At 70.3% G+C, this 25,476-nt stretch carries 28 protein-coding genes; 11 read left to right on the forward strand and 17 right to left on the reverse strand.

Going from position 1 to position 25,476, the window contains the following annotated elements; genetic code table 11:
• Positions 1-123: 123 nt before the first annotated feature.
• Positions 124-1,428 (forward strand): DUF2238 domain-containing protein, encoded by a 1,305-nt coding sequence (locus tag NKG98_RS15470; RefSeq protein WP_254766929.1) that lies wholly within the window; start codon positions 124-126, stop codon positions 1,426-1,428.
• An 18-nt stretch (positions 1,429-1,446) separates the two neighbouring features.
• On the opposite strand, the gene NKG98_RS15475 is transcribed toward NKG98_RS15470, so the two are convergent.
• The 4 genes from NKG98_RS15475 to NKG98_RS15490 all read right to left on the reverse strand — a co-directional run bounded on the left by NKG98_RS15475 (position 1,447) and on the right by NKG98_RS15490 (position 6,507).
• A complete protein-coding gene (locus NKG98_RS15475) occupies positions 1,447-2,001 on the reverse strand; it encodes a YIP1 family protein (RefSeq protein WP_254766930.1) in 555 nt (184 codons plus the stop codon).
• Positions 2,002-2,187: 186 nt separating this feature from the next.
• Positions 2,188-4,113: an aldehyde ferredoxin oxidoreductase family protein gene (locus tag NKG98_RS15480; protein WP_254766931.1), complete on the reverse strand. Its 1,926-nt coding sequence runs from the start codon at positions 4,111-4,113 to the stop codon at positions 2,188-2,190.
• A 231-nt stretch (positions 4,114-4,344) separates the two neighbouring features.
• Entirely contained in the window at positions 4,345-4,533 is a 189-nt protein-coding gene (locus tag NKG98_RS15485; RefSeq protein WP_254766932.1) for a DUF1328 family protein, read from the reverse strand.
• Positions 4,534-4,638: 105 nt separating this feature from the next.
• Complete coding sequence (locus NKG98_RS15490; protein WP_254766933.1) at positions 4,639-6,507, reverse strand: bacterio-opsin activator domain-containing protein; 1,869 nt, start codon at positions 6,505-6,507, stop codon at positions 4,639-4,641.
• A 73-nt stretch (positions 6,508-6,580) separates the two neighbouring features.
• On the opposite strand from NKG98_RS15490, the gene NKG98_RS15495 reads away from it, so the two are divergent.
• Both NKG98_RS15495 and NKG98_RS15500 read left to right on the forward strand, forming a co-directional pair.
• The gene (locus NKG98_RS15495; protein WP_425504352.1) at positions 6,581-6,778 is read left to right on the forward strand and encodes an HVO_0649 family zinc finger protein; all 198 of its coding nucleotides are present in this window, start codon (positions 6,581-6,583) and stop codon (positions 6,776-6,778) included.
• Positions 6,779-6,866: 88 nt separating this feature from the next.
• On the forward strand, positions 6,867-7,943 hold the full coding sequence (locus tag NKG98_RS15500) for an archaeosine biosynthesis radical SAM protein RaSEA (RefSeq protein ID WP_254766935.1): 1,077 nt from the start codon (positions 6,867-6,869) through the stop codon (positions 7,941-7,943).
• Positions 7,944-7,945: 2 nt separating this feature from the next.
• Here NKG98_RS15500 and purQ read toward each other — a convergent pair whose 3' ends face one another.
• Both purQ and purS read right to left on the reverse strand, forming a co-directional pair.
• Complete coding sequence (gene purQ, locus NKG98_RS15505; protein WP_254766937.1) at positions 7,946-8,626, reverse strand: phosphoribosylformylglycinamidine synthase I; 681 nt, start codon at positions 8,624-8,626, stop codon at positions 7,946-7,948.
• Positions 8,627-8,673: 47 nt separating this feature from the next.
• On the reverse strand, positions 8,674-8,925 hold the full coding sequence (gene purS / locus NKG98_RS15510; protein ID WP_254766939.1) for a phosphoribosylformylglycinamidine synthase subunit PurS: 252 nt from the start codon (positions 8,923-8,925) through the stop codon (positions 8,674-8,676).
• 141 nt (positions 8,926-9,066) lie between these two features.
• Between purS and NKG98_RS15515 the strand changes: the two genes are divergently transcribed.
• Positions 9,067-10,146, forward strand: coding sequence for a guanosine monophosphate reductase (locus NKG98_RS15515; RefSeq protein ID WP_254766941.1), 1,080 nt, complete (start codon positions 9,067-9,069; stop codon positions 10,144-10,146).
• A gap of 101 nt (positions 10,147-10,247) precedes the next feature.
• Positions 10,248-11,198, forward strand: a complete 951-nt coding sequence (locus NKG98_RS15520; RefSeq protein ID WP_254766943.1) for a formyltetrahydrofolate deformylase — start codon at positions 10,248-10,250, stop codon at positions 11,196-11,198.
• On the opposite strand, the gene NKG98_RS15525 is transcribed toward NKG98_RS15520, so the two are convergent.
• Entirely contained in the window at positions 11,195-11,359 is a 165-nt protein-coding gene (locus tag NKG98_RS15525; RefSeq protein WP_254766945.1) for a DUF7576 family protein, read from the reverse strand. The two genes, NKG98_RS15520 and NKG98_RS15525, sit on opposite strands and share 4 nt — an antisense overlap.
• A 92-nt stretch (positions 11,360-11,451) precedes the next feature.
• Complete coding sequence (locus NKG98_RS15530; protein WP_254766947.1) at positions 11,452-11,859, reverse strand: DUF2267 domain-containing protein; 408 nt, start codon at positions 11,857-11,859, stop codon at positions 11,452-11,454.
• Between the two features lie 121 nt (positions 11,860-11,980).
• Here NKG98_RS15530 and NKG98_RS15535 point away from each other — a divergent pair, with 121 nt between their 5' ends.
• A complete protein-coding gene (locus NKG98_RS15535) occupies positions 11,981-13,288 on the forward strand; it encodes an acetamidase/formamidase family protein (protein ID WP_254766949.1) in 1,308 nt (435 codons plus the stop codon).
• Positions 13,289-13,292: 4 nt separating this feature from the next.
• Here the strand turns inward: NKG98_RS15535 and NKG98_RS15540 are convergent, their stop codons facing one another.
• The 3 genes from NKG98_RS15540 to NKG98_RS15550 form a co-directional block, all read right to left on the reverse strand.
• Positions 13,293-13,556 carry a MoaD/ThiS family protein gene (locus tag NKG98_RS15540; protein ID WP_254766951.1) on the reverse strand — a complete coding sequence of 88 codons (264 nt, stop codon included), beginning with the start codon at positions 13,554-13,556 and terminating at the stop codon, positions 13,293-13,295.
• A 113-nt stretch (positions 13,557-13,669) separates the two neighbouring features.
• A complete protein-coding gene (locus NKG98_RS15545; RefSeq protein ID WP_254766953.1) occupies positions 13,670-14,695 on the reverse strand; it encodes a phosphoribosylaminoimidazolesuccinocarboxamide synthase in 1,026 nt (341 codons plus the stop codon).
• Positions 14,696-14,743: 48 nt separating this feature from the next.
• Positions 14,744-15,220: a hypothetical protein gene (locus tag NKG98_RS15550; protein WP_254766955.1), complete on the reverse strand. Its 477-nt coding sequence runs from the start codon at positions 15,218-15,220 to the stop codon at positions 14,744-14,746.
• A 116-nt stretch (positions 15,221-15,336) separates the two neighbouring features.
• Here NKG98_RS15550 and cofH point away from each other — a divergent pair, with 116 nt between their 5' ends.
• The 3 genes from cofH to NKG98_RS15565 all read left to right on the forward strand — a co-directional run bounded on the left by cofH (position 15,337) and on the right by NKG98_RS15565 (position 18,585).
• Positions 15,337-16,749: a 7,8-didemethyl-8-hydroxy-5-deazariboflavin synthase subunit CofH gene (gene cofH / locus NKG98_RS15555; RefSeq protein WP_254766957.1), complete on the forward strand. Its 1,413-nt coding sequence runs from the start codon at positions 15,337-15,339 to the stop codon at positions 16,747-16,749.
• 218 nt (positions 16,750-16,967) lie between these two features.
• Positions 16,968-18,257 carry a M48 family metallopeptidase gene (locus NKG98_RS15560; RefSeq protein WP_254766959.1) on the forward strand — a complete coding sequence of 430 codons (1,290 nt, stop codon included), beginning with the start codon at positions 16,968-16,970 and terminating at the stop codon, positions 18,255-18,257.
• Between the two features lie 130 nt (positions 18,258-18,387).
• On the forward strand, positions 18,388-18,585 hold the full coding sequence (locus NKG98_RS15565; RefSeq protein ID WP_254766961.1) for a hypothetical protein: 198 nt from the start codon (positions 18,388-18,390) through the stop codon (positions 18,583-18,585).
• Positions 18,586-18,589: 4 nt separating this feature from the next.
• Here the strand turns inward: NKG98_RS15565 and cofG are convergent, their stop codons facing one another.
• From cofG to NKG98_RS15585, 4 genes are all read right to left on the reverse strand, one after another.
• A complete protein-coding gene (gene cofG, locus NKG98_RS15570; RefSeq protein WP_254766963.1) occupies positions 18,590-19,675 on the reverse strand; it encodes a 7,8-didemethyl-8-hydroxy-5-deazariboflavin synthase subunit CofG in 1,086 nt (361 codons plus the stop codon).
• Positions 19,676-19,725: 50 nt separating this feature from the next.
• A complete protein-coding gene (gene cofC, locus NKG98_RS15575) occupies positions 19,726-20,376 on the reverse strand; it encodes a 2-phospho-L-lactate guanylyltransferase (RefSeq protein WP_254766965.1) in 651 nt (216 codons plus the stop codon).
• A 115-nt stretch (positions 20,377-20,491) separates the two neighbouring features.
• Positions 20,492-21,673 (reverse strand): tubulin/FtsZ family protein, encoded by a 1,182-nt coding sequence (locus NKG98_RS15580; RefSeq protein ID WP_254766967.1) that lies wholly within the window; start codon positions 21,671-21,673, stop codon positions 20,492-20,494.
• Positions 21,674-21,889: 216 nt separating this feature from the next.
• Positions 21,890-22,807 carry a complex I NDUFA9 subunit family protein gene (locus NKG98_RS15585; protein ID WP_254766969.1) on the reverse strand — a complete coding sequence of 306 codons (918 nt, stop codon included), beginning with the start codon at positions 22,805-22,807 and terminating at the stop codon, positions 21,890-21,892.
• Positions 22,808-22,912: 105 nt separating this feature from the next.
• On the opposite strand from NKG98_RS15585, the gene tmk reads away from it, so the two are divergent.
• The gene (tmk, locus tag NKG98_RS15590) at positions 22,913-23,506 is read left to right on the forward strand and encodes a dTMP kinase (RefSeq protein WP_254766971.1); all 594 of its coding nucleotides are present in this window, start codon (positions 22,913-22,915) and stop codon (positions 23,504-23,506) included.
• Positions 23,507-23,526: 20 nt separating this feature from the next.
• Here the strand turns inward: tmk and NKG98_RS15595 are convergent, their stop codons facing one another.
• Entirely contained in the window at positions 23,527-23,853 is a 327-nt protein-coding gene (locus tag NKG98_RS15595; RefSeq protein ID WP_254766973.1) for a DUF7991 family protein, read from the reverse strand.
• Positions 23,854-23,923: 70 nt separating this feature from the next.
• Between NKG98_RS15595 and pdhA the strand changes: the two genes are divergently transcribed.
• Positions 23,924-24,970: a pyruvate dehydrogenase (acetyl-transferring) E1 component subunit alpha gene (pdhA, locus tag NKG98_RS15600; RefSeq protein ID WP_254766975.1), complete on the forward strand. Its 1,047-nt coding sequence runs from the start codon at positions 23,924-23,926 to the stop codon at positions 24,968-24,970.
• A 217-nt stretch (positions 24,971-25,187) separates the two neighbouring features.
• Here the strand turns inward: pdhA and NKG98_RS15605 are convergent, their stop codons facing one another.
• Complete coding sequence (locus NKG98_RS15605) at positions 25,188-25,418, reverse strand: Lrp/AsnC ligand binding domain-containing protein (protein WP_254766977.1); 231 nt, start codon at positions 25,416-25,418, stop codon at positions 25,188-25,190.
• Positions 25,419-25,476: the final 58 nt, after the last annotated feature.

The raw sequence follows: 25,476 nt of genomic DNA on the forward strand, positions 1-25,476 counted from the left end.
CGCGGAGGGCCACCGGCCGCGGTGAAACCGTTTGGGTTCGCTCCGTGACGCGGGCGGGGAGAAGGGGGATGTGCAGGCCGCAGGCTTTAGCCGATGCCGGGGGTAGGGCGACGCCCTCCCACGATGATCGACGGAGACGACGAGCCTGCGGCGCGGTCGCCGACCCGGTCGTTCCACGGCGAGCGATCGAACGCCTACCTCTCGTGGGCGGCGGTCGTCGCGGTCCTGCTGGTCGGCGCGCGCGGCCTCCTCGACGGCGCGGTCCACGACGCCCTCTTCGCCGCGACCGTCGCGGCAGTGGCGCTCGTCCCCGTACTCGCGCTCGACTCGCGGCGGGCCGCGCTGCCGTGGGAGGTGACCGTCGTCGCGGTGCTCCCGGTCGTCGGCGCCGTCCTCGCGCCGGGCGGGTTCGCCCGACAGCTCACCCTCTACGCGGGGGCGGCGGCGCTCGCGCTCGCGCTCACCCTCGAACTGCACGCGCTCACCGAGGTCAGCCTCGAACGGTGGCTCGCGGTCGCGTTCGTGGCGATGCTGTCGGCCGCGCTCGCGGCCGGCTGGGCGACCGCCACGTGGCTGGGGGACCTCGTCGTCGGCACGGACGGCGTGCCGGGCAACGACCGGCTGATGTGGCTGCTGTTCGCGGCCACGGGGTCGGGGCTGGTCGCGGGCCTGCTCTTCGACCGCTACTACCGCCGGTTCCCCGGCGAGGAACTCGTCTCCGCGCCCGTCGACGGGGTCGACGAGGACGTCTTCGCGCGGCGGACGGACGTCGACGACTACCCGACGCTCGAGGACCGCCTCCCGGCGTCCGCGCGCCGCCAGCGGCTGGCGATCCGGGCGCTGCGTGTCGGCATCGTCGCCGTGCTGGCGTACGGCCTCGTCGCGTTCGAGGTCCGCGCCGCGGCGAACGCGGCCGGAATGCTCGTCGTCACCTACCTGCCCGCCGCCCTCCGGCGGCGGTACGGCCTCCCGTTCGACTCGGGGCTCGTCCTCTGGATCACGTTCGTGGCGTTCCTCCACGGGATCGGGTCGGCGGCGCTGTACGACCTGACATTCTGGTGGCACAACCTCACCCACCCGCTGTCGGCGACGCTCGTCGGCGGCCTCGGCTACGTCGCCCTCAGGACGCTCGACGCCTGCCGGGACGACGTTCACCTGCCGCCGCCGCTGCTCCCCGGCTTCGTCGTCCTGTTCGTCGTCGCGCTGGGCGTCTACTGGGAGTTCGGCGAGTTCGGGCTCGACGCCGTCGCCGGCGCGAGCGGTCTGGAGATGCCGCTGTCCCAGCGCGGCCTCCACGACACGATGACCGACCTCGTCTTCGACACGGTCGGCGGCGTCGTCGTGGCGCTGTGGGGCATTCCGTACCTCACCGATCTCACGGACGCCGTGATCGATCGGCTGGAGGACGGGTCGGTTCTCGGGCGGTGAGCCGCTGCGAGGACGGTCTCAGACCGTCGTGCCCATGTCGAGGACGAAAGCGCCGAGGATCGCCGCGAGGACCACGACCGTGGGGAGGTAGAGGACGAGGCCGAGTATCGCGGCGACGGCGGCCTTGCCCCCCGACACGTCGTGGAACGCGGAGAGCCCCTTGATCTGGAGGTAGAGGCCGTAGATGCCCAGCGCAAGGTTGACGATCGGCAGCCACCACAGCCCGAAACGGACGACCAGCGGGAAGGCGTACGCTTCGAGCGTCGTCGCGACCCCGCGTGCGCCGAACAGGTAGAGGACGCCGTGGGCGACGAGCGCCTCGACGACCGCCTGCACCCACAACAGCAGTCCGAACGCGACGGCGACTCCGGCCCCGAGGAGCGCCTCGCTGGGCGTCGAGAGGTTGCCGCCGACCCAGAGCAGGCCCAGCGGCACCATCGCCACCGCGCAGGTCAGCAACATGTACGCGAGCGGGTAGCCGACCCCGTGGGATTCGGCGTAGTTCGAGAAGAACGCGTCCGGATCCTTGATCATGTAGCCGGTGACCCCCCTCCACTGTTTCGTCAACTTCATGCCGAGAACCGTTCGGCTGATTTGATAAAAATCTATTGACCTGTTCGGGGGTTGACCCTGCAAATCGCGGCGAGAAGGAAGTCGCGTTATTCGTCAGCGACCGCGGGTCGGCGACGAGACGCCGCCCCGATCAGTCGTCGTCCTGCCCGTCCGAGACTGCGGGTCGGCGACGAGACGCCTCCCCGATCAGTCGTCGGACGGGGCCGCCGCCCCACCGTCGCCGCTGACGCCGGTGCCGGGGCCGATGTCGATCCCGAGTTCGTCGAGTTTCTCGTCGGGGACGACGCCGTCGACCCAGCCGCGGTGCTCGTAGTACTCTTCTTTCATCTCCTCGAGTTCGCAGTACTCGCCCTCGCTGGCGCCCTGACCGCGGACGCCGTCTTCGAGGAACCGCTCCGGCAGCGAGTCGTCGTCGCCGTCGAAGCCGACGAGGTTGTTGTAGTAGCGTTCGAGGTTGTAGATGCGCTTGCCGGCCTCCATCAGTTCGTCCTCGGTGACGTCGCGGCCGGTCATCCCGTTGTACTGGAGGACGTACTCCTCGATGCCCTCGGCGAAGGCGTTGAACTTGCAGATGTCGAAGCTGTCGGAGATGGCGTGGAGGTTCTGGAAGGCGGCCGTCAGTTCGCCCTTGCCCTCCCACTCGTAGGGATCGACCTTCTCGGGGACGCCGAGAATCTCCGCGGCGGGGGTGTACCCGCGCAGGTGGCAGGCCCCGCGGTTGGAGGTGGCGTAGCCGATGCCCATCCCCTTCATGCAGCGGGGGTCGTAGGCCGGAATCGTCTGGCCCTTGACGGCCAGCGAGTTGTCGTGGGCGTCGCGGGCCTCGGCGATCCGGCGGGCGCCCTCCGCCAGCAGGTCCGGGAGGCCGTCCTCGCGGTGGGCGATCCGCTCGATCATCTCGATCATGGTCTCGGTGTCGCCCCACTCCAACCCGCCGACGTCGTCGAGTTTGCCCTCCTCGGACATCTCCATGGCCATCGCCATCATGTTGCCCGTCTCGATGGTGTCGATGCCCATGTCGTTACAGCGGTCGATCATGAGCGCGACGTCGTCGCGCTCGCTGTGTCCGGAGTTCGGCCCGAGCGCGAACGCCGACTCGTACTCGTAGGACTCCATCCGGACGTTCATCTCCTCGCCTTTGTGCATCGCCTGCACTTCGACTTCCTTCTTGCAGGCGACCGGACAGGAGTGACACGTCGGCTCGTCGACGAGGATGTTCTCGCGGACGTTCTCGCCGGAGACCTCCTCGGCGTCGAGGTCCATCCCGAGTTCCTCGCGGGCGCTCTCGGTCGAGGTGTACCGGCCGTTGCGCGTCGGAAGGCCGTCCATCTCCTCGGTGATGTTCATCAGGACGTTCGTCCCGTACATCGAGAGCCCGCCCTCGTTGGGCGCGGTGACGTCCGACTCCTGGATGGCCTGCATCGCCTGCTGGTGGCCCTCCTTGAACGTCTCCGGGTCGGCGGGCTGGGGCATCCTCGTCGTCGACTTGACGACGATCGCCTTCAGGCCCTTGTTACCCATCACGCAGCCGGTGCCGCCGCGGCCCGAGGCGCGGTCGTCCTCGTTGATGATGCAGGCGTAGCGCACCTCGTTTTCCCCGCCGGGCCCGATGGCCATGATCGAGAGGTTCTTCCCGTAGGTGCCGTCGACCTCCTCTTCGATCGTGTCGCGGGTCTCGTGGACGCCCTTCCCCCAGAGGTGGGAGGCGTCGCGCAGTTCGACCTCGCCGTCCTCGACGAAGGCGTACACCGGGTCGTCGGCCTGTCCCTCGAACAGCAGGCCGTCGAAGCCGGACCACTTCAGTCGGGCGCCCGACCAGCCGCCGTGGTGGCTGTCGGTGACCGTGCCGGTCAGCGGCGACTTCGTCACGACGGCGATCCGGCCGCTCATCGTGGTCTGCGTGCCCGACAGCGGCCCGTTCACGAAGGCGAGCAGGTTGTCCGGTCCGAGCGGGTCGACGTCGGGTCCCTGCTCGAAGACGTACTTCACCCCGAGGCCGCGAGCGCCGATGTACTTCTCCGCGTCCTCGTCGTCGATCGACTCGTAGCCGACCGATCCCTCGCCGAGGTCGACGCGAGCAACCCTGTCTTGAAAACCACCGAGTTCTGTCATGGTAAACCCCGTACGTTGTCGTACGATCCGCATCCTGTTAGTCGTTCCCAACGATGTGTAACCAGTTCAGGTTACGCGAGGAGATCCGGCGGGACGCCGCCGCGGGGGCCGATCGGAACGACGTTGGCCGACCGTCGATCCGGCCCCGGCAGTGGCAAATCCTGTCACTTCGTAACCACAACTACCCACGACCGCCGACGGTCGCAGCGCTCGCTTGGGACCGTCCGCGATCTACAACAGCAGCGCGACGATCGCGAGGACGATGAAGATCAGCACGAAGATGCGCGCGATCTCCATCGAGATACCGGCGACGCCGCGGGCGCCGACGGCGGCGGCGACGAGCGCGAGGACGAAGAAGACGATCGCCCAGTACAGGAAGCCGCCACCGCCGAACTGAAGCGGGGTCGCGAGTTCGAGCATACGAACCCCGAGGCCGACCGGTCACATAAACCGGGGTGACCGTCCGGGACCGTTCGAGCGGCTAAGTGGGGCCTACACCCCGGTAAGGGCACGTTCAACGGTTCGTCAGTCGTCGCCGAAGAACGCCCGGCACAGTTTCGCCTCGGCCGTCCGCAGGTGCTCGTGGAACGTCGGGCGGGCGACGCCCATCGACTGGGCGAGTTCCTCGCCGGTCGTCGGCCGCGGCCACTCGAAGTACCCCCCGAGGTAGGCCCGCTGTAACGTGGCGAACTGGCGGTCCGTGAGGTCCGCTTCGAGTCGCGCCGCCAGTTCCCGGCGGGTGTCGCCGTCGCGCTCGCGCCCGCGGAACGAGGTGACGTCCGTCCCTGGGTAGCGTTCCTCGACGGCCTCGACGACCCCGCGGACGTTCTTCGAGCGGGGGACGTCGAGGGCGACGCTGGCGCTGCCTCCCTCGGCCTCGATGGACCTGACGACGACGCCGCGGTCCGAGAGCCACGAGACGAGGTCCGGGCCGTCCGTGCTGGCGAGTTCGACCACGCCGCCGTCCTCGCCCTCGACGAGCGTTTCGAGTTCGATCCCGTCGAGGTCGGCGGCCGCGGCCTCGATATCGGCCGTCGACGCGCCCGCGGCGGTGAACACCGCGGCCGTCGCGTCGGCCTCCTGCACCGATCGGTTGTACTCGAGGCGGCAGTCGGCGTCCGCCGAGAGGGCCACGGGCGCGAGCGAGCGGTCGACGACCTCGAGTTCGACGGCGACGACGGCGTCGGTCGCGAGCGTTCGGCTGGTCTCGCGGGCGTTGACGCCGCTTGCGACCGCGCGAGTGAGCGCCGAGAGGATCACCCGCTCGCGTTCCTCGACCGGCCGCTCGTCGGCCGTCCGAACCACGAGGACGCCGTACTCGACGTCGTTGTACTGCAGCGGGAACGCGGCCAGGGTCGCCCCGTCGACGCGCTCGACCGCGGCGTCGGCGGTCGCCAGCGTCGCCGCCGCCGGGTGGTCGCTGCCGGCCGGGACGTCCTCGGGGTCGACCGTGGCGGCCGCGCGGACCTCGACGGTCTCGGTCGCGGGGTTGCGCTCGCCGATCCACGCGCCCTCGTAGGCTGGTTCCTCCGCGACGCGCTCGCAGACGGCCGCTTCGAGGTCCGACCGCGAGGTCGACCCCGCGACGGCGGCGGTGACGTCCTGGATCAGCCCCTCGACCCGGTCGAGAATGTACTCGAGTTCCTCCCGGCGGCGTTCGGCTTCGAGTTCGGCCTCCTTGCGGGCGGTGATCTCGTTCTGGAAGCCGACGTAGTGGGTCAGGTCCCCGCGGTCGTCCCGCACGGGGGCGATGGTGACCTCGTTCCAGAACGGGGAGCCGTCCTTCCGGTAGTTTCTCACTTCGACGGTCACCGGCTCCTCGGCGTCGATCCCGCGGCGCATCTCGGCGACTGCCTTCGGGTCGGTGTCCTCGCCCTGCAGGAACCGGCAGTTCTGTCCGACGACCTCGTCGGCCGTGTAGCCCGTGATCTCCCGGTAGGCCTCGTTGACGTAGACAAGCGGGTTGTCCTCCCGCGAGGGGTCCGAGATTGTCACGCCGACCGGCGCCTCGTCGACCGCGCGCGCTTTCACCGCTCGGTCGGTGTCGGTCGGGCGGCCGTCGGCCGTCTCGAACGTGACGGTCGCGCCGTCCGCGCCGCGGTGGACCCGCGCGTCGTAGCCGTCGTGGTCGAGCGCGACGTGCCTGCTCGTCCCGACGGTCGCCTCCGCTATCTCCTCCTCCAGGGTCTCCCAGACGCCGTTCAGGACGGTTTCGGCGGGTCGCCCGTCGGCGTCCGGGGGCAGGTCGAACGCGTCGCGGGCGGCCTCGTTCGCGTACGCGACCGTCCCGTCGACGACCGCGACGACGGGGTCGACGACGTACGCGAGGGCCGCGGCCGCCCCCTCGCCACCTCCGACTGGCCGGGAGTTCCGTTCGGTGTCGACGTCCTCCATAACCCTACTAGCGTAGGTGGCGCTATTAACTGTGGGGCCAGCAGTTATGGGGTTCGATGCGGTATGATAAAACATGGCACTGGAGAAGGGGCGATCGCCGTTCGAACGGCTCCGTCGGAAGTTCGAGGCGTCGGAGCGGCGCTGTTCGGCGTGCGGGCACGTCGACACCGAGGGGGGCTGGCGGGTGACCGCCTCGGGGAGCCGCGTGCGCTACCAGTTCGTCTGCCCCGTCTGCGACGCCGTCGAGACGCGGGACCTCCGCCTCGGATGAGCGCCGCTCGCGGGCGGTCGGTGGCCGCCGAGCGCCGCTGCCGGCGGTAGACGAAGGCGCTTTACGCCCGCGGGCGCTTTTCCCGGTAATGAGTGAACCTACGCCCGAGGTCTACGAACAGGGCAGGGGTATGGACGCCCACAACCGGGTGATGCGCGAGATCCGCTCGCGCAAGGAGCGCAGCTACGACCCCCACGAGCCCACCCGCGTCTGGCTGGACGAGGACAACACCCCCGACGGCGTCACCGAGAGCCTGACGATCATCCTCAACACCGGCGGCTGCCGGTGGGCCCGCGCCGGCGGCTGTACGATGTGCGGCTACGTCGCCGAGAGCGTCGAGGGCGGCAGCGTCAGCCACGAGGCGCTGCTGGACCAGATCGACGTCTGTCTCGAACACGAGGCCGAGACTGCGGACGACCCGGCCGACCTGATCAAGATCTACACCTCCGGCTCCTTCCTCGACGACCGCGAGGTCGGCCCCGAAACCCGCGAGGCCATCGCCGAGACGTTCGCCGACCGCGAGCGGATCGTCCTCGAGTCCCTGCCCGACTTCGTCGACCGCGAGAAACTCGCCGCGTTCACCGACCGCGGCCTCCAGACCGACGTCGCCATCGGCCTCGAAACCGCCACCGACCGCGTCCGGCGCGACTGCGTGAACAAGTACTTCGACTTCGCGGACTTCGAGGACGCCTGCGCCGAGGCCGTCGCCGCCGACGCGGGCGTGAAGGCCTACCTCCTGTTGAAACCGCCCTTCCTCACCGAGTCCGAGGCGGTCGACGACATGATCTCCTCGATCGAGCGCTGTGCCGAGGTCGACGGCTGTCACACCGTCTCGATGAACCCCTGTAACGTCCAGCGCTACACCATGGTCGACGAACTCCACTTCCGCGGCGGCTACCGCCCGCCGTGGCTCTGGTCGGTCGCGCACGTCCTCGCGGAGACGGCCGACGTCGACGCCATCGTCGTCTCCGACCCGGTCGGCCACGGCTCCGATCGCGGCCCGCACAACTGCACGGACTGTGACGACCTCGTCCAGAAGGCGATCAAGGACTTCGACCTCCGGCAGGACCCCTCGGTCTTCGAGCAGGTCTCCTGTGAGTGCGAGGCGACCTGGGAGGCCGTGATGGACCTCGAACGCGGCTACAACGGGCCGCTGACGCGGTAATTTTAGGCCCGCTCGAACCCGCGGAGGACCCCCTGCCCGTCGGTGCCGCCGACGTCGGGCAGCGTCGCCCGCTCGGGGTGGGGCATCATCACCGCGACGGTGTCGCGCTCGCCGAGGACGCCCGCGACGTCGTGCTTCGAGCCGTTGGGGTTCGCCGCCGGCGTCACCTCGCCGTCGGCGTCGCAGTACCGGAAGAGCACGCGGTCGTCGGCTTCGAGTTCCGCGAGGCGGTCGTCGGCGACCTCGTAGCGGCCCTCGCCGTGGGCGATGGGAATCTCGATCACCTCGCCTTCCTCGTAGGCCGCGGTCCACGGGGTGTCCGCCCGCTCGACGCGCAGGTGGACGTGCTCGCACTGGAAGCGGGCGCTCTCGTTCGTGGTGAACGCCCCCTCGGTGAGCCCCGACTCGCAGCCGATCTGGGCGCCGTTGCAGACTCCCAGCACGGGGACGCCCTCGCTCGCGGCCTCGCGGACCTCGGCCACGACCGGCGAGCGGGCGGCCATCGCGCCGGCGCGCAGGTAGTCGCCGTAGGAGAAGCCGCCGGGGAGGACGATCCCCGTCGCGTCGGCGGGGAGGCCGTCCTCGTGCCAGACGATCTCGGCGTCGATGCCGAGGTGGGCGAGCGCGCGCTCGGCGTCGCGGTCGCAGTTCGAACCGCCAAAGCGGACGATCGCGACCGTCACGGGCGCCACCTCCCGGCGGTCGCGGTCGGCGTGATCGCGACGGTCATCTACCGCTCCTCGACCTCCACGTCGTAGTCGTGGATGGTCGGGTTCGCGAGCAGCCGTTCGGCCATCTCGCTCGCGCGCTCGGCGGCCTCCTCGCTCCCCTCGGCGTCGAGGTCGATCTCGAAGCGGTCGGCCGAGCGCAGCGCCTCGACCTCGAAGCCGAGGCGTTCGAGGGCACGCCGCGTCGTCTCGGCCTCGGGGTCGAGCACCCCCCGTTTGAGTCGGACGGTCACCGTCGCGGTGTAGGCGGTCATCACCCGAAACCCCGCATCCGTGCTCAAAAACGCTTTCGGCTTGCCTCGGTCATGCACGTTCGTGGATATGGGCGCGACGGCGGCGGGCGCGGGCGCCGATCCGTGAGGTTTTCGGTCGTCGAGCACCCATTTCGTTCGGTCATGGACTCCATTCGCACGGGCCTGAGTTACGGTGACGTGCTGCTCGTCCCGCAGCGGTCGCCGGTCGACAGCCGGGGCAACGTCGACCTCTCGACGAAGCTGACGCCGACCGTCGAGCTGGAGACGCCGCTGCTGTCGGCGGCGATGGACACGGTGACGGAGGCCGACCTCGCCGTCGCGCTCGGCGAGGCCGGCGGCTTCGGGACGATCCACCGCTTTCTCACCGTCGAAGAACAGCGCGCGGAGGTACGCGAGGCGGCCGACGCGGGCGTGCCGGTCGGCGCCGCCGTCGGGATCAACGAGGACTACGTCGGCCGGACCGAGGCCGCCCTCGAAGCGGGGGCGACGGCCGTCGTCGTCGACGTCGCCCACGGCCACCTCGAACGGACGCTCGAAGCCGTCTCGCGGCTCCGCGAGGAGTTCCCCGACGCCGAACTCGTCGCGGGCAACGTCGCCACGCCGGAGGGCGTGCGCGACCTCTACGAGGCCGGCGCGGACTGCGTGAAAGTCGGCATCGGCCCGGGATCGCACTGCACGACCCGGAAGGTCGCCGGCGCGGGCGTCCCCCAGTTGACGGCCGTCGACGACTGCGCCGAGGTGGCCCACGACCTCGGGATCACCGCCATCGCCGACGGCGGCATCCGGACCTCCGGCGACGCGGCGAAGGCGCTGATGGCCGGCGCGGACACGGTGATGATGGGCAGCCTCTTCGCGGGGACCGAGGAGGCGCCGAGCGAGGTACTCGAGATCGACGGCATCCGCTACAAGCGCTCGCGGGGGATGGCGACGACGGCCGCGGCGGAGGAGCGCCCGGACAAGGAGGAGAACGTCCGCGCCGACGAGGGCGTCGAGGGGTTGACGCCGTACAAGGGCCCCGTCGCCGACGTCGCCGAGGAGTTCTGTGCCGGCATCGCCTCCGGGCTCTCCTACTGCGGCGGCCACACGATCGAACGCGCCCGAGAGAACGCCGAGTTCATCCGGGCCGCCCCGAGCGCCAAGGAGCGCGAGGGCGCCCACACCGACCAGGAGTGGGAGACGATCACCGTCGACAGCATCGAGCGGGCTCGCGTGGACGACTGACGTCCGCTCGGTCAGGTTTACGCGGAAGGGAGGGCTTTTGACCGTCCGCCGCTTGAGCCCGTACTGATGTCTCGAACGCCGCTCGAGCGGAGGTGGAGCCGATGACGACCGATCTGACCGAGATCACGGTCGTCGGAGGAGACGACACCGGGCTCGTCGCCCGGGTGACCACGCTCCTGTTCGAGCGCGGAATCAACATCGAGGACGTAGATCAGGCGGTCCGCGACGGCGTCTTCCGGATGTACCTCGCCGTCGACACCTCGGAGATGGTCTGTACGCGGGAGAAACTCCGCGCGGACCTCCACGACCTCGGGGACGAACTCGGCCTCGACGTACAGGTGCGGTTCCCCGCCGACCGCGAGACCCAGCAGATCGCCGTCCTCGTCACGAAGGAGAGCCACTGCCTCGAAGCGCTGTTCGAGGCGTGGGCCAACGACGACCTCGGCGCGGACATCGGGGTCGTCATCGGCAACCACGACGACCTGCGGCCGCTGGCCGAACACTACGGCGTCCCGTTCCACGACGTCGGCACCGAGAACGGCCGGCAAAACGAGGAGCGACTGCTCGACCTGCTCGCGGAGTACGACGCCGACCTGATCGTCCTCGCGCGGTACATGCGCATCCTCAGCCCGAACGTCGTGTTCCGCTACGAGGACCGCATCATCAACGTCCACCCCTCGCTGCTGCCGGCGTTCCCCGGCGCGGAAGCCTACCGGCAGGCCCTCGAAGAGGGGGTACGGGTCGCCGGCGTCACCGCCCACTACGTCACGACGGACCTCGACCAGGGGCCGATCATCACCCAGCGGGCGTTCGACGTCCCCGACGACGCCGACCTCGCGGAGATGAAAGCCCGCGGCCAGCCCCTGGAGGCCGAGGCGCTGCTCGAAGCGGTCCGCCTGCACTTAAACGGCGACGTCTCGGTCCACCGCGGCCGGACGACGGTCCGCGAGAACGGCACCGGCTACCAGCTCGGCCTCCCGGCGGAGGTCGACGCGCTCACGCCGGACCGGCCGGTCGACGGGATCGGGTCGGCGGTCGCCGAGGACGACTAGACCCTCTCCCACGCCGCCAGACACGTCTCGTCGCAGAACTGCCGGTAGACGACCTCGCCATCCTCTACGGTGGTTTCGACCCGTCGGCGCCCGTCGGCCGCGATCCGGTCGCCGCAGGTCGCACACCGCGGCGAGGGGTCGTCCGCGTTCGAGTCGACCATCGGACGGGAGGAGGGCCGAGACGCACTTGAACGAACCTGTTGCGGCGGTATCGGCCGCCCGGGGGACCGCCGCGGCCGACCGACCTGACGGCTCAGTCGCCGTCCCGGCCGACGTCGACGTTCTCGAAGAACGGCCGGACGTCGTCGGTCAGTTGCGCCTTCAGGTTCCGGAGTTCGCCCTCGGTGAGCGTCGCCGTCAGCGCGTCCGTGACGGCGTCGGCGTACCGCTCGGCGTCGTCCGGTTCGAGGTCCGTCCCGCGGAGGCGCTCGGCGACGCGGTCGACGAACGCCGCGCGGTCGTAGCCGGCGGCGTCGTGGTCGGCGTGCTCGATGGTGCCCGCGAGGTCGTCGGGGAGCCGGGCGGCCACGTCCTCGGCCTGCCCGCCGCTGACCGTCTCGCCGAGCGTCCCGAGGACGGCCTCGCTCGCCGCCTGCGCCCGGTCGTCCCCGTCGACGTGGCCGTGCCGGCGAACGAGCGCGTAGAACTCAGTCTCCTGCATGCGCCTCGACCGAGGCCGGTGACGGGAATCGGCGTTGGGCAGTCAGGTGCAAGCCCGTCGGTGCGGTTCGACGCGCGGACCGACACGGTTTATCATCACGAACGGCGTACTATAGCATGGTATGGCACAACAGGAAGTACAACAGGAGCTGTACGTCGACCGGTACACGCTCGGACTCGTCGGGCCGGACCAGGAGTGGGCGGGAACGGTCGCCGACGGCGGGACGATCCGGACGTACACGCCGCCGGGTTGCTGGGGCCCGATGATCACGCCCTCGTTTCGCGGCGGCCACGAGGTGACCCGGCCGATCCGCGTCGAGGGGGCCGAGGTCGGCGACGCGGTCGCGCTGACGATCCGCGAGATCGAGGTGACGAGCATGGCGACGAGCACGGGCTCGATGGCCGAGCGCGAGGACGCCTTCGGCGACGACCCGTTCGTCGACCACCGCTGTCCGGAGTGTGGGACCGAGTGGCCCGAGACGGTCGTCGAGGGGACGGGTGAAGACGCGATCCGCTGTGCGGAGTGTGGCGCGAACGCCTCCTCGTTCGGCTTCGAGTACGGCTACACCGTCGCGTTCGACGACGACCACGCCGTTGGGATCACCCTCGACGACGCGGCCGCCCACGAACTCGCCGAGGACGCCGAAGACGTGATGGATATTCCCGAGAACTCCCGCCAGCACCCCATCCTGCTGTACGCACCCTCGGAGATGCCGGGGACGCTCGGACGGCTGCGGCCGTTCATCGGGAACGTCGGGACGACCCCGTCGGTCACGATGCCCGACTCGCACAACGCGGGCGACTTCGGCCAGTTCCTGATCGGCGCCGACCACGACTACGGCCTCGACGGCGAGGCCGACCTCGACGCCCGGACCGACGGCCACATGGACGTCCCCGAGGTCCGGGCGGGCGCGACGCTGATCTGCCCCGTCAAGGTCGACGGCGCCGGCGTCTACGTCGGCGACCTCCACGCCAATCAGGGCGACGGCGAACTCTCCTTGCACACGACCGACGTCAGCGGGGCGGTGACGATGGACGTCGAAGTGATAAAGGGCCTCGACGTCGACGGCCCGATCCTCCTGCCCAACGAGGAGGACCTGCCGTTTATCAGCCGGCCCTACAGCGACGAGGAGCGCGAGCGGGGCCGCGACCTCGCGGCCGACCACGGCGTTGACCTCGAAGAGGGGATGGGCCCGATTCAGGTGATCGGCTCGGGCGCGACGATCAACGACGCGACCCAGAACGCCTTCGACCGCGCGGGCGCCCTGCTCGACATGACCGAGGGCGAGGTCCGTTCGCGGTGTACGTTCACCGGCGGCGTCCAGATCGGTCGCCTGCCGGGGGTCGTCCAGCTCGACATGCTGGCCCCGATGGACGTCCTCGAACAGCGGGGGCTCGCCCACCTCGTGCGCGAGCAGTACGGCCTCTAACTCCTCACCCGCGGCCGCCCTGAACGGCCGGAAACAGCGTCAGCTCCGCGTCCGGCGGAACCGGCGTCTCGAGGGCCACGCGCTCGCCCTCGCGGGCGACGCGGACGCTCGGGCGCAGGTCGTCCCCGTCGTAGAGGTACGGCCGCGCGCGGGGGTAGGCCGCGACGAACGCCGCGACGGCGTCGGCGGCGATCCCGCCGTCGAACGCGACGCGAACGGTCTTCTCGCCGGTGGCGGCTCGCAGCGGTCCGTAGACGGTCAGTTCCACGGCGGCGCTTCGCTCGCGACGGAGAAATGACCACCGGTCGACGGGGGTCCGGAAGAAGTAGCGGTCGGTCGGCGCCGTAACGGTCGGGATTTGCGGGGTTCTCCGTCCGGCCGCTACAGCCGCCCCACGGCGCCGACGGCGTTCGACAGCGGCGGCGCGTCGAAGAACTCGCGGCCGGTGTAGGCGTTCGTCCCCGCGCAGTACAGCTCCCGGACGGTCTCGATCACGTCGTCGGCCAGCGGTTCCGGGCTCGCGTCGCACAGCGACTTCCAGTCGGCGACGTCGCGGCGTTTCGCCTCCGCCTTCGCCGCCTCGACCGCCCGCACCCACTCGGGCTGGGTGCGCTTGTGGTACTGGCGGACGACCTCCTTCGAGAGCTGGGTCCCCTCGTAGCTGAAGCGGTTCTCGTCGAACGTGCCGACGACGTCCGCCACCCGGATCTCGCCGTCGAAGTAGAGACACTCGATCTTGCCGTCCTCGTGGACGAGCCCCGCTGACTCCGCCCGGTCGGTGACGAGTCGGTTGACCTCGCGGGCGACCGCTTCGAGGTCGTCGACCGACGCCGCGCCGGCGACGTAATCCGCCTCCTCGCGGTCGAGGTAGCGGTCGCCCTCCTCGTACTTCGTCGAGAACTCGACGATCGGCTCGTCGAGGTCGACGGGGTCGTCGGGCCACTCGTCGAACGCGAGCCCGTGGTCCGCGGGGTCGGTTCGCGTACGCAGGCTCGATCCGACGGGGACGCGGTTGCGGAAGACGATCTCCAGCGGGATCAGGTAGTTCTCGCCGGCCGCGTCGTGGTAGGCCTCGTAGTCGTAGTCCCGGCCCTCGTGTGGGAGGTCGGGCACCTGCGTCAGGTCGATCGCCATCTCGCGGGGCGGCGCCGCCGCCTCGGCGAGGGGGGCCGGCTCGTCGGCGCCCGCCGGGAGGACGCCGCGGTAGTGGGTCGGGACGCCGGCCGCCTCGAGCAGTTCGAAGTTGAACGCCCCCATCGTACAGAGGCTCGCGCCCTTCTCCGGGATCTCGTCGGGCATCTTGCCCCAGTCGAAGACGGAGTAGTCGTCGGTGAAGACGAACGAGCCGCGTCCGAGGGCCTCGCCCGTGGGCGCGGCGTCGACGCGGAACTCCTTGACGCTGGTCATGGTTCAACTCGCGACAGCCCGGCCTATGTAGCTGCCGGAAGGCGGTCGTCACTCCCGGCTCGCCCGGAGCGCGGTACCGCCGAGCCGAGCGAGGGCGACCTCGACCGCGCGCCAGCCGACGCCGACCAGTATCACGAGGCCGGCGAGCGCGGTCAGCCCGAGCCACGAGCGGAAGACGACCGCCGCGCTCGCGCCGGCGGCCACCGCCGCCGGCCAGACGACGAGCGGGGAGAGCAGGCCCGCGAGCGCCGCCAGCGCCGCGAGGACGAACAGCAGGCGCTGGTGGCGGCGGAACCGGACGCCGGACTGGTCGTCGGCCGGGATGGCGAGCCCGATGGCGGTCACGATCAGGCCGGCGACGACACAGAGGTACAGAAAGAAGGCGACGACCCCATCGACGAAGCCGTTGCTGCCGACGGGCGGTTCGGGGAGCGTCAGCAGCCGGTAACCCGACGCCGCGACGAGGAGCAGGCCGACGCCCGCGACGGGAAGCTGGAGGGACGTGAGGAGGGCCCTGACTCGCATGCGTGTCACCACCCTCGCGCGACGAATAAGCCTTCTGCTGGCCGACAGGTTCCGATACTAATCAGTTCGGGCCGGCATCCCCACCGTTTTAACGGTGGACGGCGGTGGTAGGGACGATGCCAGACGGGTTCGAAACCGGGGCCGGTGCGGGGACCGAGACGGCGGTGCCCGGCGACGAGGAGCTATCGTTCGAGCACGTCCCCGAGACGGACCAGTCGTTCGAGAACGCCATCGCGAAGGCGCGTGACGGCGTTCGGCTGACCGTCGCGGACGCGGTCGAACTCCTGACGACGGGGACCGACGTGGAGGGGATCGACCCCCGGCGCAAGGAGCGGGTGCTGGAGGCCGCCGACCGCCGCCGGGCCGAGGTCGTCGGCGAGGAGGTGACGTTCGTCGCGAACCTGAACAACAACGTCACGACCGCCTGCAACGTCGGTTGCCTGTTCTGCAACTTCAAGGACGCCGCCCACACCTTCGAGCGCGGCTACGACGGCGAGACGCACGGATTCACGAAGACGCCCGCCGAGTCACGCGAAATCGTCCGCGACGCGGTCGAGCGCGGGATCTACGAGGTCACGTCGGTCTCCGGTCTCCACCCCGCGTTCGCGCTCGACGAGGACCACCGCGAGGCCCTCGAAGCGCACCCGAACCCGAAGGCGATCAACTACACCTCGCCCGAGGCCTACGAGACGAGCCCCGGCACCTACGTCGACCAGATTCGCGCGATGGACGTCGACGGGGTGCACGTCCACTCGATGACCCCCGAGGAGGCCGCCCACGCCCGCCGCGGCACCGACCGGAGCTACGAGGAGGTCTACCGCCGGCTGAAAGCCGCCGGTCTCGATACGGTCCCCGGGACGGCCGCCGAAATTCTCGTCGACGAGGTCCGGGACGTGATCTGCCCCGGCAAGATCGACACCGGGGAGTGGCTCGAAGCGATGGAGGCCGCCGCGAACGTCGGTCTCGGCCTCACCGCGACGATCATGTACGGCCACGTCGAGAACGAGGCCCACCGCGCGCTCCACCTGAAGCGGGTCCGCGACCTGCAAGAGCGCGTCGACGGCGCGATCACCGAGTTCGTCCCGCTCTCGTTCGTCCACCAGCGGACGCCGCTGTACGAACACGGCGTCGTCTCCGGCGGCGCCAGCCGCGACGAGGACGAACTGATGATCGCCGTCTCCAGACTGTTCCTCGACAACGTCGACCACGTCCAGTCCTCGTGGGTCAAGTACGGCGACGAGGGCGGGCTGAAGATGCTGACCTGCGGCGCCGACGACTTCATGGGCACCATCCTCTCCGAGGAGATCACCAAACGCGCCGGCGGCGAGTACGGCGAGTTCCGCTCGTTCGCCGACTACGTCGACCTCGTGGCGTCGATCGGCCGGACCCCCGTCGAGCGCTCGACGGATTACGAACGGCGCCGCGTCATCGACCCCGACGACCCGCCGTTCGGGCCGCGACTGGGGCCGAAAGCCGACGGGACGCCGCTGGTCGAACCGGAGGAGCGGCCGACCCCGGCCGACGACTGACCCGGGGCCGAGCGGGGACCCGCGATGGGGTCGACGCCGAACGGGCCGTGACAGGGGTCGGCCCGGCCCGTTCCGAGGAGGTCGGGTCGACGGACCCACCGGCCCGGCGGTTCCACGTCGCACCGCATATACGTTGGTTGTCATTCTCAGGCGCGGAAGTGCGCGGCGGCGGGCCGCGGCCGGAAACCGTTAAGGCCGCGGCGTGACACTCCCGACACATGATCGTATACCACGTCGCCTTCCTGATCCTCTTCGTCGGGACCGCGGCCTTCTTCACCCTCCTCTCGGCGCTCAACGTCCGCCACGGGCGGCGGGCCCTCGACCGCGAACGCGAGTGGGTCCGCGACCGGTTCGCCCTCGACGACCCCGACCGGGTCGCCGCCTACCAGCGCGCCCGGGCGCGGCTCTCGGCCGCCGAGACGTGGGCGTTCGTCGCGCTCGTCCTCGCGGTCCTCTACTCGGGCGCGCTCGCGTCCGTCGTCGACGCGCTCGAATCGCTGGGGTACGGTCCCGTCCTCACGGGGACCCTCTTTTTCGTCGGGGTCGTCGTCGCGCTCCAACTGTTCTCGGCCCCGTTCGACGCCTACGGCACGTTCGTCGTCGAGGAGCGGTTCGATTTCAACGAGCAGACGCCCGGCCTGTTCGTCAAGGACCTGCTGCTCGGGACGGCCATCGCCGCGGCGTTCGCGGCGGTCCTCGCCGGCGGCGTCCTCTGGTTCGTCGACGCCGTCCCCACCTACTGGCCGGCGGCGGCGCTCGCGCTGTACGCCGCGTTCTCGCTTTCGATGCTCGTGATCTACCCGCGGGTGATCGCCCCGCTGTTCAACGACTTCGAACCCGTCGAGGCGGGCGACCTGCGCGAGGCCGTCGAGCGCGTCTTCGAGCGCGCCGGCTTCTCCTGTGACGGCATCTACGTGATGGACGCCAGCAAGCGCTCCTCGCACTCGAACGCCTACTTCGTCGGCTTCGGCCGGACGAAGCGGGTCGTCCTCTTCGACACGCTGGTCGAGCGGATGGACCTCCCGGAGATCGAGGCCGTCCTCGCCCACGAACTCGCCCACTGGAAGAAAGCGCACGTCTGGAAGGGCTTTGCCGCCGGCCTCGTCCGCGTCGGCGCCATCCTGCTCGCGCTGTGGCTCCTGATCGAGACGACGTGGCTGTACGCGATGTTCGACCTCCCCGGGACGGCCTACGTCGGCCTCGCCGTCGGCGCGCTGTGGCTCCGGCCGCTGGCGCGGCTGACCCGGCCGCTGGAGAACCGGCTCTCGCTGGCCCACGAGCGCGAGGCCGACGCGTTCGCGACCGACGTGATGGGAAGCGGCGAACCGCTGGTCGAGGCGCTCTGTCGGCTCACCTCCGAGAACCTCTCGAACCCGTTCCCACACCCCCTGTACGCGACGTTCCACTACACGCACCCGCCGATCCCCGACCGAATCCGGTACATCCGAAGTCTCGACGACGGCGCGACCGAGGAGGCCCCGTCGGCGGGCGCCAGCGGCGCGGACTGATCGCCTCACGCCCGCTCGACGAGGGCGGGACGAACGCTCGGCGCCCGGTTCGTCACGGCGTCGCAGTGTCCGCGACCGCCGGGCGTCGCAGGCTGGCCGCTTATTCGCGCCGGACGCGGACGGACGCCCGATGAGCGAACTCGGCGACCGAATCCTGCTGTTGATCGTCGCGGCCACCGGCGTGTCCGTCCTGATCGCCGGCTGGGCGGGCGGACTGGTCGAAGCGGAGGCCGGCGGCTGGACGGAACTCGCGCTGTTCGGCTTCCTCGGCTTCCTCGTCTTCGTCCTCCTCGTGGGGCTCTGGCGCGGGTTCGGCGAGATCGGCTGACCTCCTACGTTCCGAGCACCGCCCGGTACCGCTCGCCGGCGTCGTCGTCGGCCTCGATGGCCGCCTCGATCCGTGACGGGAGCCAGCCCTCCTCGACGAACCGCTCGTACACCGGCAGCCGTTCGCGCAGCGGCACGTCCGCGGCCTCGGCGATCGACTCGAGTTCGCGTAGCGCGGGCCACGCGTAGTCGGGGTTGACGTGGTCGTCGGTGACCGGCGAGACGCCGCCGAGGTCGTCGATGCCGCAGTCGACGAGGTCGTCGGCGGCGACGAGGTTCGGCGGGACCTGGACCGAGATTTCGTCGGGAAGGGCCGCCCGCGCCATCGCCGTCGTCCGCCGGAGCGTTTCGAGATCGGGCGTCCCCCCGCGCCAGCGCTCGTTCTCCCGGACCGGCTGGACGATCACCTCCTGGACGTGGCCGTGGCGCTCGTGCAGTTCCCGGATGGCGAGCAGGCTCTCCGCGCGATCCGCCCAGCCCTCGCCGATGCCGACGAGGATGCCCGTCGTGAAGGGGACGCCGAGTTCGCCCGCGGTCTCGATCGTCCGCAGGCGCTGGCCCGGCACCTTCCGGCGGGGGCCGGCGTGGGCGTCGACGTCCGCGGTCGTCTCGAGCATCACGCCCATGCTGGCGTTGACGTCCGCGACCGCGGCCATCTGCTCGCGCGTCTGGTCGCCGGGGTTCGAGTGCGGCAACAGCCCCTCCTCTATGGCGACCTCGCAGGCAGCCCGGAGGTACGTGTGGATCGAGTCGTAGCCCCACTCGTCGAGTCGGTCGTGGATCGCCCCGTAGCGGTCGTCGGGGTCGTCGCCGAACGTGAACAGCGCCTCCGTACAGCCGGCGTCGGCCCCGCGCCGGCAGATCTCGCGGACCTCCGCGAGCGAGAGCAGCGACGCCTCCCCCGGCGGGTCGAAGTAGGTGCAGTAGGTGCAGGTGTAGCGACAGGCCGTCGTCAGCGGGACGAAGACGTTCCGGGCGAAGCTGAGTTCCGGCGCGGGCGCGACGTCGTCGGGGCCGACCGCGAGCAGTCGTTCGACGTCCTCGTCGGCGATCGTCACGTCGACGCCGTAGTCGGCCGCGCCGGGGATCATCACGTTGGAGCGTGGCCGCCGGGCTCAATAAGTACTTCACTTCGCGGCCGTCAGCCGGACGCGTCGCCGGGGCGTCGCTCGACCGTCACCCGACCGTCGGTCGTCGCGAGTTCGAAGCCGACGTCTTCGAGGAACGCCCGCGAGCGGCCGCCGCCGTGGAGCAACACCTCCGCGAGGTCCCCGGGTTCGTCGACGTCGGTCGCCAGCCGAAACGAGTCGACCGTCGTCAGGTCGGCGCCGACCTCGCGGGCGATCCGGCGGTGGTCGCGACACGACGCGCCGTGGTAGTCGACGCGGAAGTCGGGGTGGCGCGCGACGAGCGCGTTCGTCCCGCCGCCGCGGCCCGGCGCGAGGACGACGTCGCCGTCGGCCCCGAACAGCCGGTCGAGCGCGGCCGGGGTCGCGAGCGCGAGGTCGGCCATGACGACGGCGACCGCCTCCGGGTCCCGACGCTCGCCCGCCGCGGACAGGACGGCGTTGACGGCCCGCGAGAGCGGCCGGTCGTCGATCCGGACGTCGGCCCCGACGTCGAGGTCGACCGGCGCGGTCGCCAGCAGCGTCGGCTCCGCGCCGGCGTCCCGGATCGCCTCGCAGACGTCCGCGAGCATCGCCCGGGCGAACGCTCGCCGCTCGTCGGGCGTCAGCGCCGGCGAGAGGCGCGTCTTCGGCGAGTCGACCGCGAACGGGACGACGACCTGCATTCGTCGGACGTTCCGCGAGCGCGAGCAAAAACGCGTCGGAGTCGCGAGCGCCCCGCTGACCGCCGCGGGGACGGCGGCGAGCCGGCGGTCCGGCGTCGAGAAACGGTCGACGGGATCAGAACAGCGGTTCGAGTTCGTCCTCGCCGTCGTCGACGAGGCTCTCGAGGTTCTCCTCGCTTTGCTGCTGGATGTCCTCGATGTTGTCCTGGGCCTCGATGGCGACCTGCTGGAGCCGCTTGATCCGCGGGACGTCCGTGACGCCGGCGAGCAGGATCACCGCCGAGACCTCCGGCACGTTCCGCGGGTAGTCGCCGCCGCGGACCTCCATCGAGCCGGTCTCCTCTTCGAGCCACTTGCGCCCGCGTTCGATCCCTTTGCGGTTGAGGTACTCCGTGGGCCCGGAGAGCACGAGCAGGGCGCGCTCGGTGCCTTCGATCTCGCAGGGAAGGGTGAGTCGTCCGAGCGCCGCCTTGCGGACGAGGCTCGTGATCCGGTTTGTGGTGTTCGCGGCGTCGAGGCCGTCGTCGGCGCCCCCGTCCTTGTTCGTAAAGCGCGAGAGGAGCCCGCCGTTCGTGTTGAGTTCGACCTCCTCGCTGGCGAAGCCGACCGTGGAGACGCCGCCGCCGGAGAGCGTGTTGATGATCTCCGAGGAGTCGACGACGCTCTCCGCGACTTCCTGGCCGCCGCCGACCTCGCCGGCGCCGAAGAGGACGCCGAACCGGCGGACGATCTCCTCGTTGATCTTCTCGTAACCGCCCTCGACGGACTCGCCGGTCTGTCGCCACGAGTCGTTGTCGAAGACGAGCAGGTTGTCGACCTCGCGGACGAACGTCTGGAACGAGCGGGCGGCGTTGAGCGTGTAGATGCCACCCTCGTCCGTCCCGGGCAGCACCCCGAGCCCGTAGACGGGGATCGTGTAGATGCGCTTGAGGTGCTTCGCGAGCACGGGCGCGCCGCCCGAGCCGCTACCGCCGCCCATCCCGGCGACGATCAGGAACGCGTCGACCTCGTGGGTCGGGATCGAGTCGATAGCGTTCTGGACCTCGTCGATGTCCTCCTCGGCGACTTCCGCGCCGAGTTCGTTGTCCGCACCGACGCCGTGGCCTTTCACCCGGGCCTGGCCGATGAGGACGCGATTCTCCTGAGGAATGTTCTCCAGGCCCATGAGGTCCGCCTTCGCGGTGTTTACGGCGATCGCCGCGCGGACGATCCCGCTGTTCGTTCGATCGTCGTAATCGAGGAACCGATCGACGATTTTCCCACCGGCCTGTCCGAATCCGATCATCGCCAGCTTCATTGTTAGTCAGGGGGCTCCGTTGCATTGACACCAGAGCAATTGAGGATATAAACCTTGTGATGGTCTGACTTTCTCGCGTAATTTTATATTGTGGGAAATCGCCGCCGACACCCCTCGTGCGGCCAAAAATCGGTCCCGAGAAACTATCTTTAATCGACTAGTGATACGCCAGTGTCATTTGTGTGGCCGGGGGGTCTGTGCCCCCCGAGTCCGGGTTCACTCAGCGCCCGTCCGGGCCCGTCCGCGACGCGGTTCGAGGCCGAGGTACGACCGGAGCGTCCGCAGGTCGTCCTCGGAGCGGCCGAACGCGGTCACGTCGTTGTCGTCGACGGTGTTGTCGACCCCGAGCGCGCGGGCCTGATCGGGGCCGAACGGGACGAACGGCAACGGGCCCGCGGCGGCGAGGCCGATCCGGGCGAGTCCCATCGGGACCGGGAGGACCGTCACCGACTTCCCCTCGGCCTCGTAGGCGAGTCCGGTCACGTCTTCGAGCGTCAGCACCTCCGGGCCGCCGATCTCGTAGGTCTCGCCGGCGTGTGCGTCGTCCTCGACGGCGTCGGCCAGCATCGGGACGAGGTCGCCCACCCAGATCGGCTGGAACGGCGTCTTCCCGCCGCCGGGCAGCCCCGTCAGGTACGGCGTCGTCAGTTTCTTCGTGAACTCGACGAACTCCGCGCCGTCGCCGAAGACCACCGAGGGGCGGAAGATCGTCCACGCGAGGTCCGACGACCGGACGACGCGCTCGGCCTCGCCTTTCGCCCGGAGGTACTCGGTCGGCCCCCGCGGGTCGGCCCCGAGGGCGCTCATCTGGACGAAGCGGTCGACGCCGCCCTCTGCCGCGGCGGCTACGAGGTTCTCCGTCCCGCGGAGGTGGACGTCCTCGTGGCTCACCCCGCCCGGCGGTTCGAACAGCGGCGAGAGGGAGACGAGGTTGACGACGACGTCCTGTCCCTCGATCGCCTCGACGATGGAGTCGTACGCCTGCACGTCGCCCATCGTGACGTCGACGCCCGCCGGGAGGGCCGTCTTGTCGGGGTCACGCGAGAGCGCCGTCACGTCGTGGCCGCGCTCGTCTAACTCCGTACAGAGGGTCGTGCCGATGAAGCCGGTGCCGCCGGCGACGAGGACTCTCATGATCGAGACGTGTATTTCGAGCGGTAAATAGCTACGCGGCGACGCGGGCGCGCGGGCGAGACGCCCACTCGACAGATTGTAGTACTCGCCGCCGCGAGTCGAGGTATGCTCGTCACGCTCGAGGGACTGGACGGCAGCGGCAAGACGACGGTCTGGGAGGCCCTCCACGACGTCTACCCGGACGCGACGTTCACCCGCGAGCCGACGACGTCGTGGTACGGCGAGGCGGTCTCGCGGTCGATCGCCGACGACGACGCCGACCCGCTGGCGGAACTGTTCCTCTACACCGCCGACCACGCCGACCACCTCTCGCGGGTGATCGAACCCGCCCTCGAGCGCGGCGACCTCGTGATCTCGGACCGCTACTCGGACTCCCGGTACGCCTACCAGGGCGCGTCCCTCGACGGCGAACTGACCCGCCCGATGGAGTACGTGATCGGCGTCCACCGCGCGTTCTCGATCGACCCGGACCTCACGATCTACCTCGACGTCGACCCCGAGACGGCCGCCGCCCGGGCCGGGGCGACGAACAAGTTCGAGCGCGCCGGCTACCTCGCCCGCGTCCGGGACAACTACGAACGGCTGGTCGAGAACGACCCCGGCCGCTTCGTCCGCGTCGACGCGACGCTGCCCCCGGAGGACGTCCTCGACCGCGTCGAGGCGGTCCTCGCGGACGCCCTCGACGACCGCGAGGGCTGAGTCGCGCCGGAGCGCCTCCCTCACCGCTCGTCGTCCGTCTCCGCGACGTCGACCTCGTCGGGGTGGGGCATCCAGAAGACGTCGACGGTAGCGCCCAGCACGAGCGGCAGGACGATCGTGACGACGACCGCCAGTTCGGGCGAGCCCAGATCGGGGCCGAGGCGCAGCGGGCCGCTGACCAGCAGCGTCGAGGCCAGCAGGACGACCGGGATCACGAACGCGGCGTACAGCGCGGCGCCCCACCGGGTTTCGAGCCTGATCCGGAAGAAACGGGTGGCGACCGCCGCGAACAGCGTGTGCAGGCCCACGACGACCAGCAGGCCCACCGCGGAGACGAGCGACGCCATACCGTCCGTACCGCCCCGACGCCCTTCTGGGTATCGCAACCGCTTTCACGAGGGCTGATGATTCCCCGCCATGCACCGAGTCATCGGGGAACGCGGTCTCGACGGGTCGCGCTTTTCCGTCGAGGAGGCGCTCGCGCTCTACCGAGACGTGGTCCGGACGCGACGTTTCGACGAGCGGGCGCTCGCTTTGCAGCGTCGTGGCTGGATGAGCGGCTACCCGCCGTTCCGCGGCCAGGAGGCCTCCCAGGTCGGGGCGGCCCACGCGCTGGCCGAGGAGGACTGGTTCGTGCCGACCTACCGCTCGAACGCGATGCAGATCGCCCTCGGGGTGCCGATGAGCGACATTCTCCTGTTCCGGCGGGGGCACCCCGAGTTCGCCTCCGACCACGACCTGAACGTCCTCCCGCAGGCGGTCCCCATCGCCACCCAGATCCCGCACGCGGCGGGGCTCGGGATGGCCGCCGACTACGCGGGCGACGACGCCGCGATCTGCTGTTACTTCGGCGACGGCGCCACCTCGGAGGGGGACTTCCACGAGGGGCTGAACTTCGCCGGCGTCTTCGACGCGCCGGTCGTCTTCTTCTGCGAGAACAACGGCTGGGCCATCTCGCTGCCCCGGGAACGCCAGACCGCCAGCGAGACGATCGCCGGGAAAGCCGAGGCCTACGGCTTCGAGGGGGTGCGCGTCGACGGCAACGATCCGCTCGCGGTCCGCGAGACCGTCGCCGACGCGCTCGAACGCGCCCGCGAGGGCGACCCCGTGCTCGTCGAGAGCCTCACCTACCGGCAGGGTGCCCACACGACCAGCGACGACCCCTCCCGGTACCGCGACGACCCCGACGACCTCCCCGCGTGGCGCACTGCCGACCCGCTCGACCGCTACGAGACGTTCCTCCGCGAGGAGGGCGTCCTCGACGACCAGCTCGCCGACGCGATCCGCGAGGACGCCGACGCGGAACTCGAGAAGGCGGTCGACGTCGCCGAGGAGGCGCCGCGACCCGACCCCGCGGAGGTGTTCGACCCCGTCTACGCGGAGCCCTCGTCGCGGCTCCGCGAGCAGCGGGCGTGGCTGGAGTCGTTCGCGCCCGAGCACGACGTCTACGAGCTAGAGCACTGACCCTGCGTTCCTCCGTCGGCGCCGGCCCGCCGCCCCCGTGTTCCCGGCCGTAGTCGGTCAGCGAATCCCGGCCGGCGCGGCGGGCGACCGTCGCCTCGCCGCCGGCGAGGTCGCCCGCGAGCGAACGGCGAGGCGTGCTTTCGATCGAAATTCTCTCGGCGAGAGACGTCGTGTGGCGTCGCCGCCGGCGCGACAGACTGCGGCGCAAAACTTCCCGTTAGTCCATCGCGATGTACGTCTTCGTGTCGGTCACGCCGTCGAGGCTCTGCACGTCGGTGGAAGCGGTGTGGAGCACGTCGTACACCTCGGGGACGTCGGCCTCGGCGATGATGTCGAAGTTCCCGGCGACGATGTGGGCGTCCGAGACGGCTTCGAGGTTCCGGATGTCAGCGAGCAGTCCCTCCGACTTGCCCGCGGCCGTCTTCACCATGATGAACGCGTGGACCATCTGACTCGGGGTGTGGTACTCTGTGACACGACTAAAGCCTTTCCTCGCGGGGGCGCCT

Source organism: Salinilacihabitans rarus, assembly GCF_024296665.1.
GTDB classification, from domain to species: Archaea; Halobacteriota; Halobacteria; order Halobacteriales; family Natrialbaceae; genus Salinilacihabitans; species Salinilacihabitans rarus.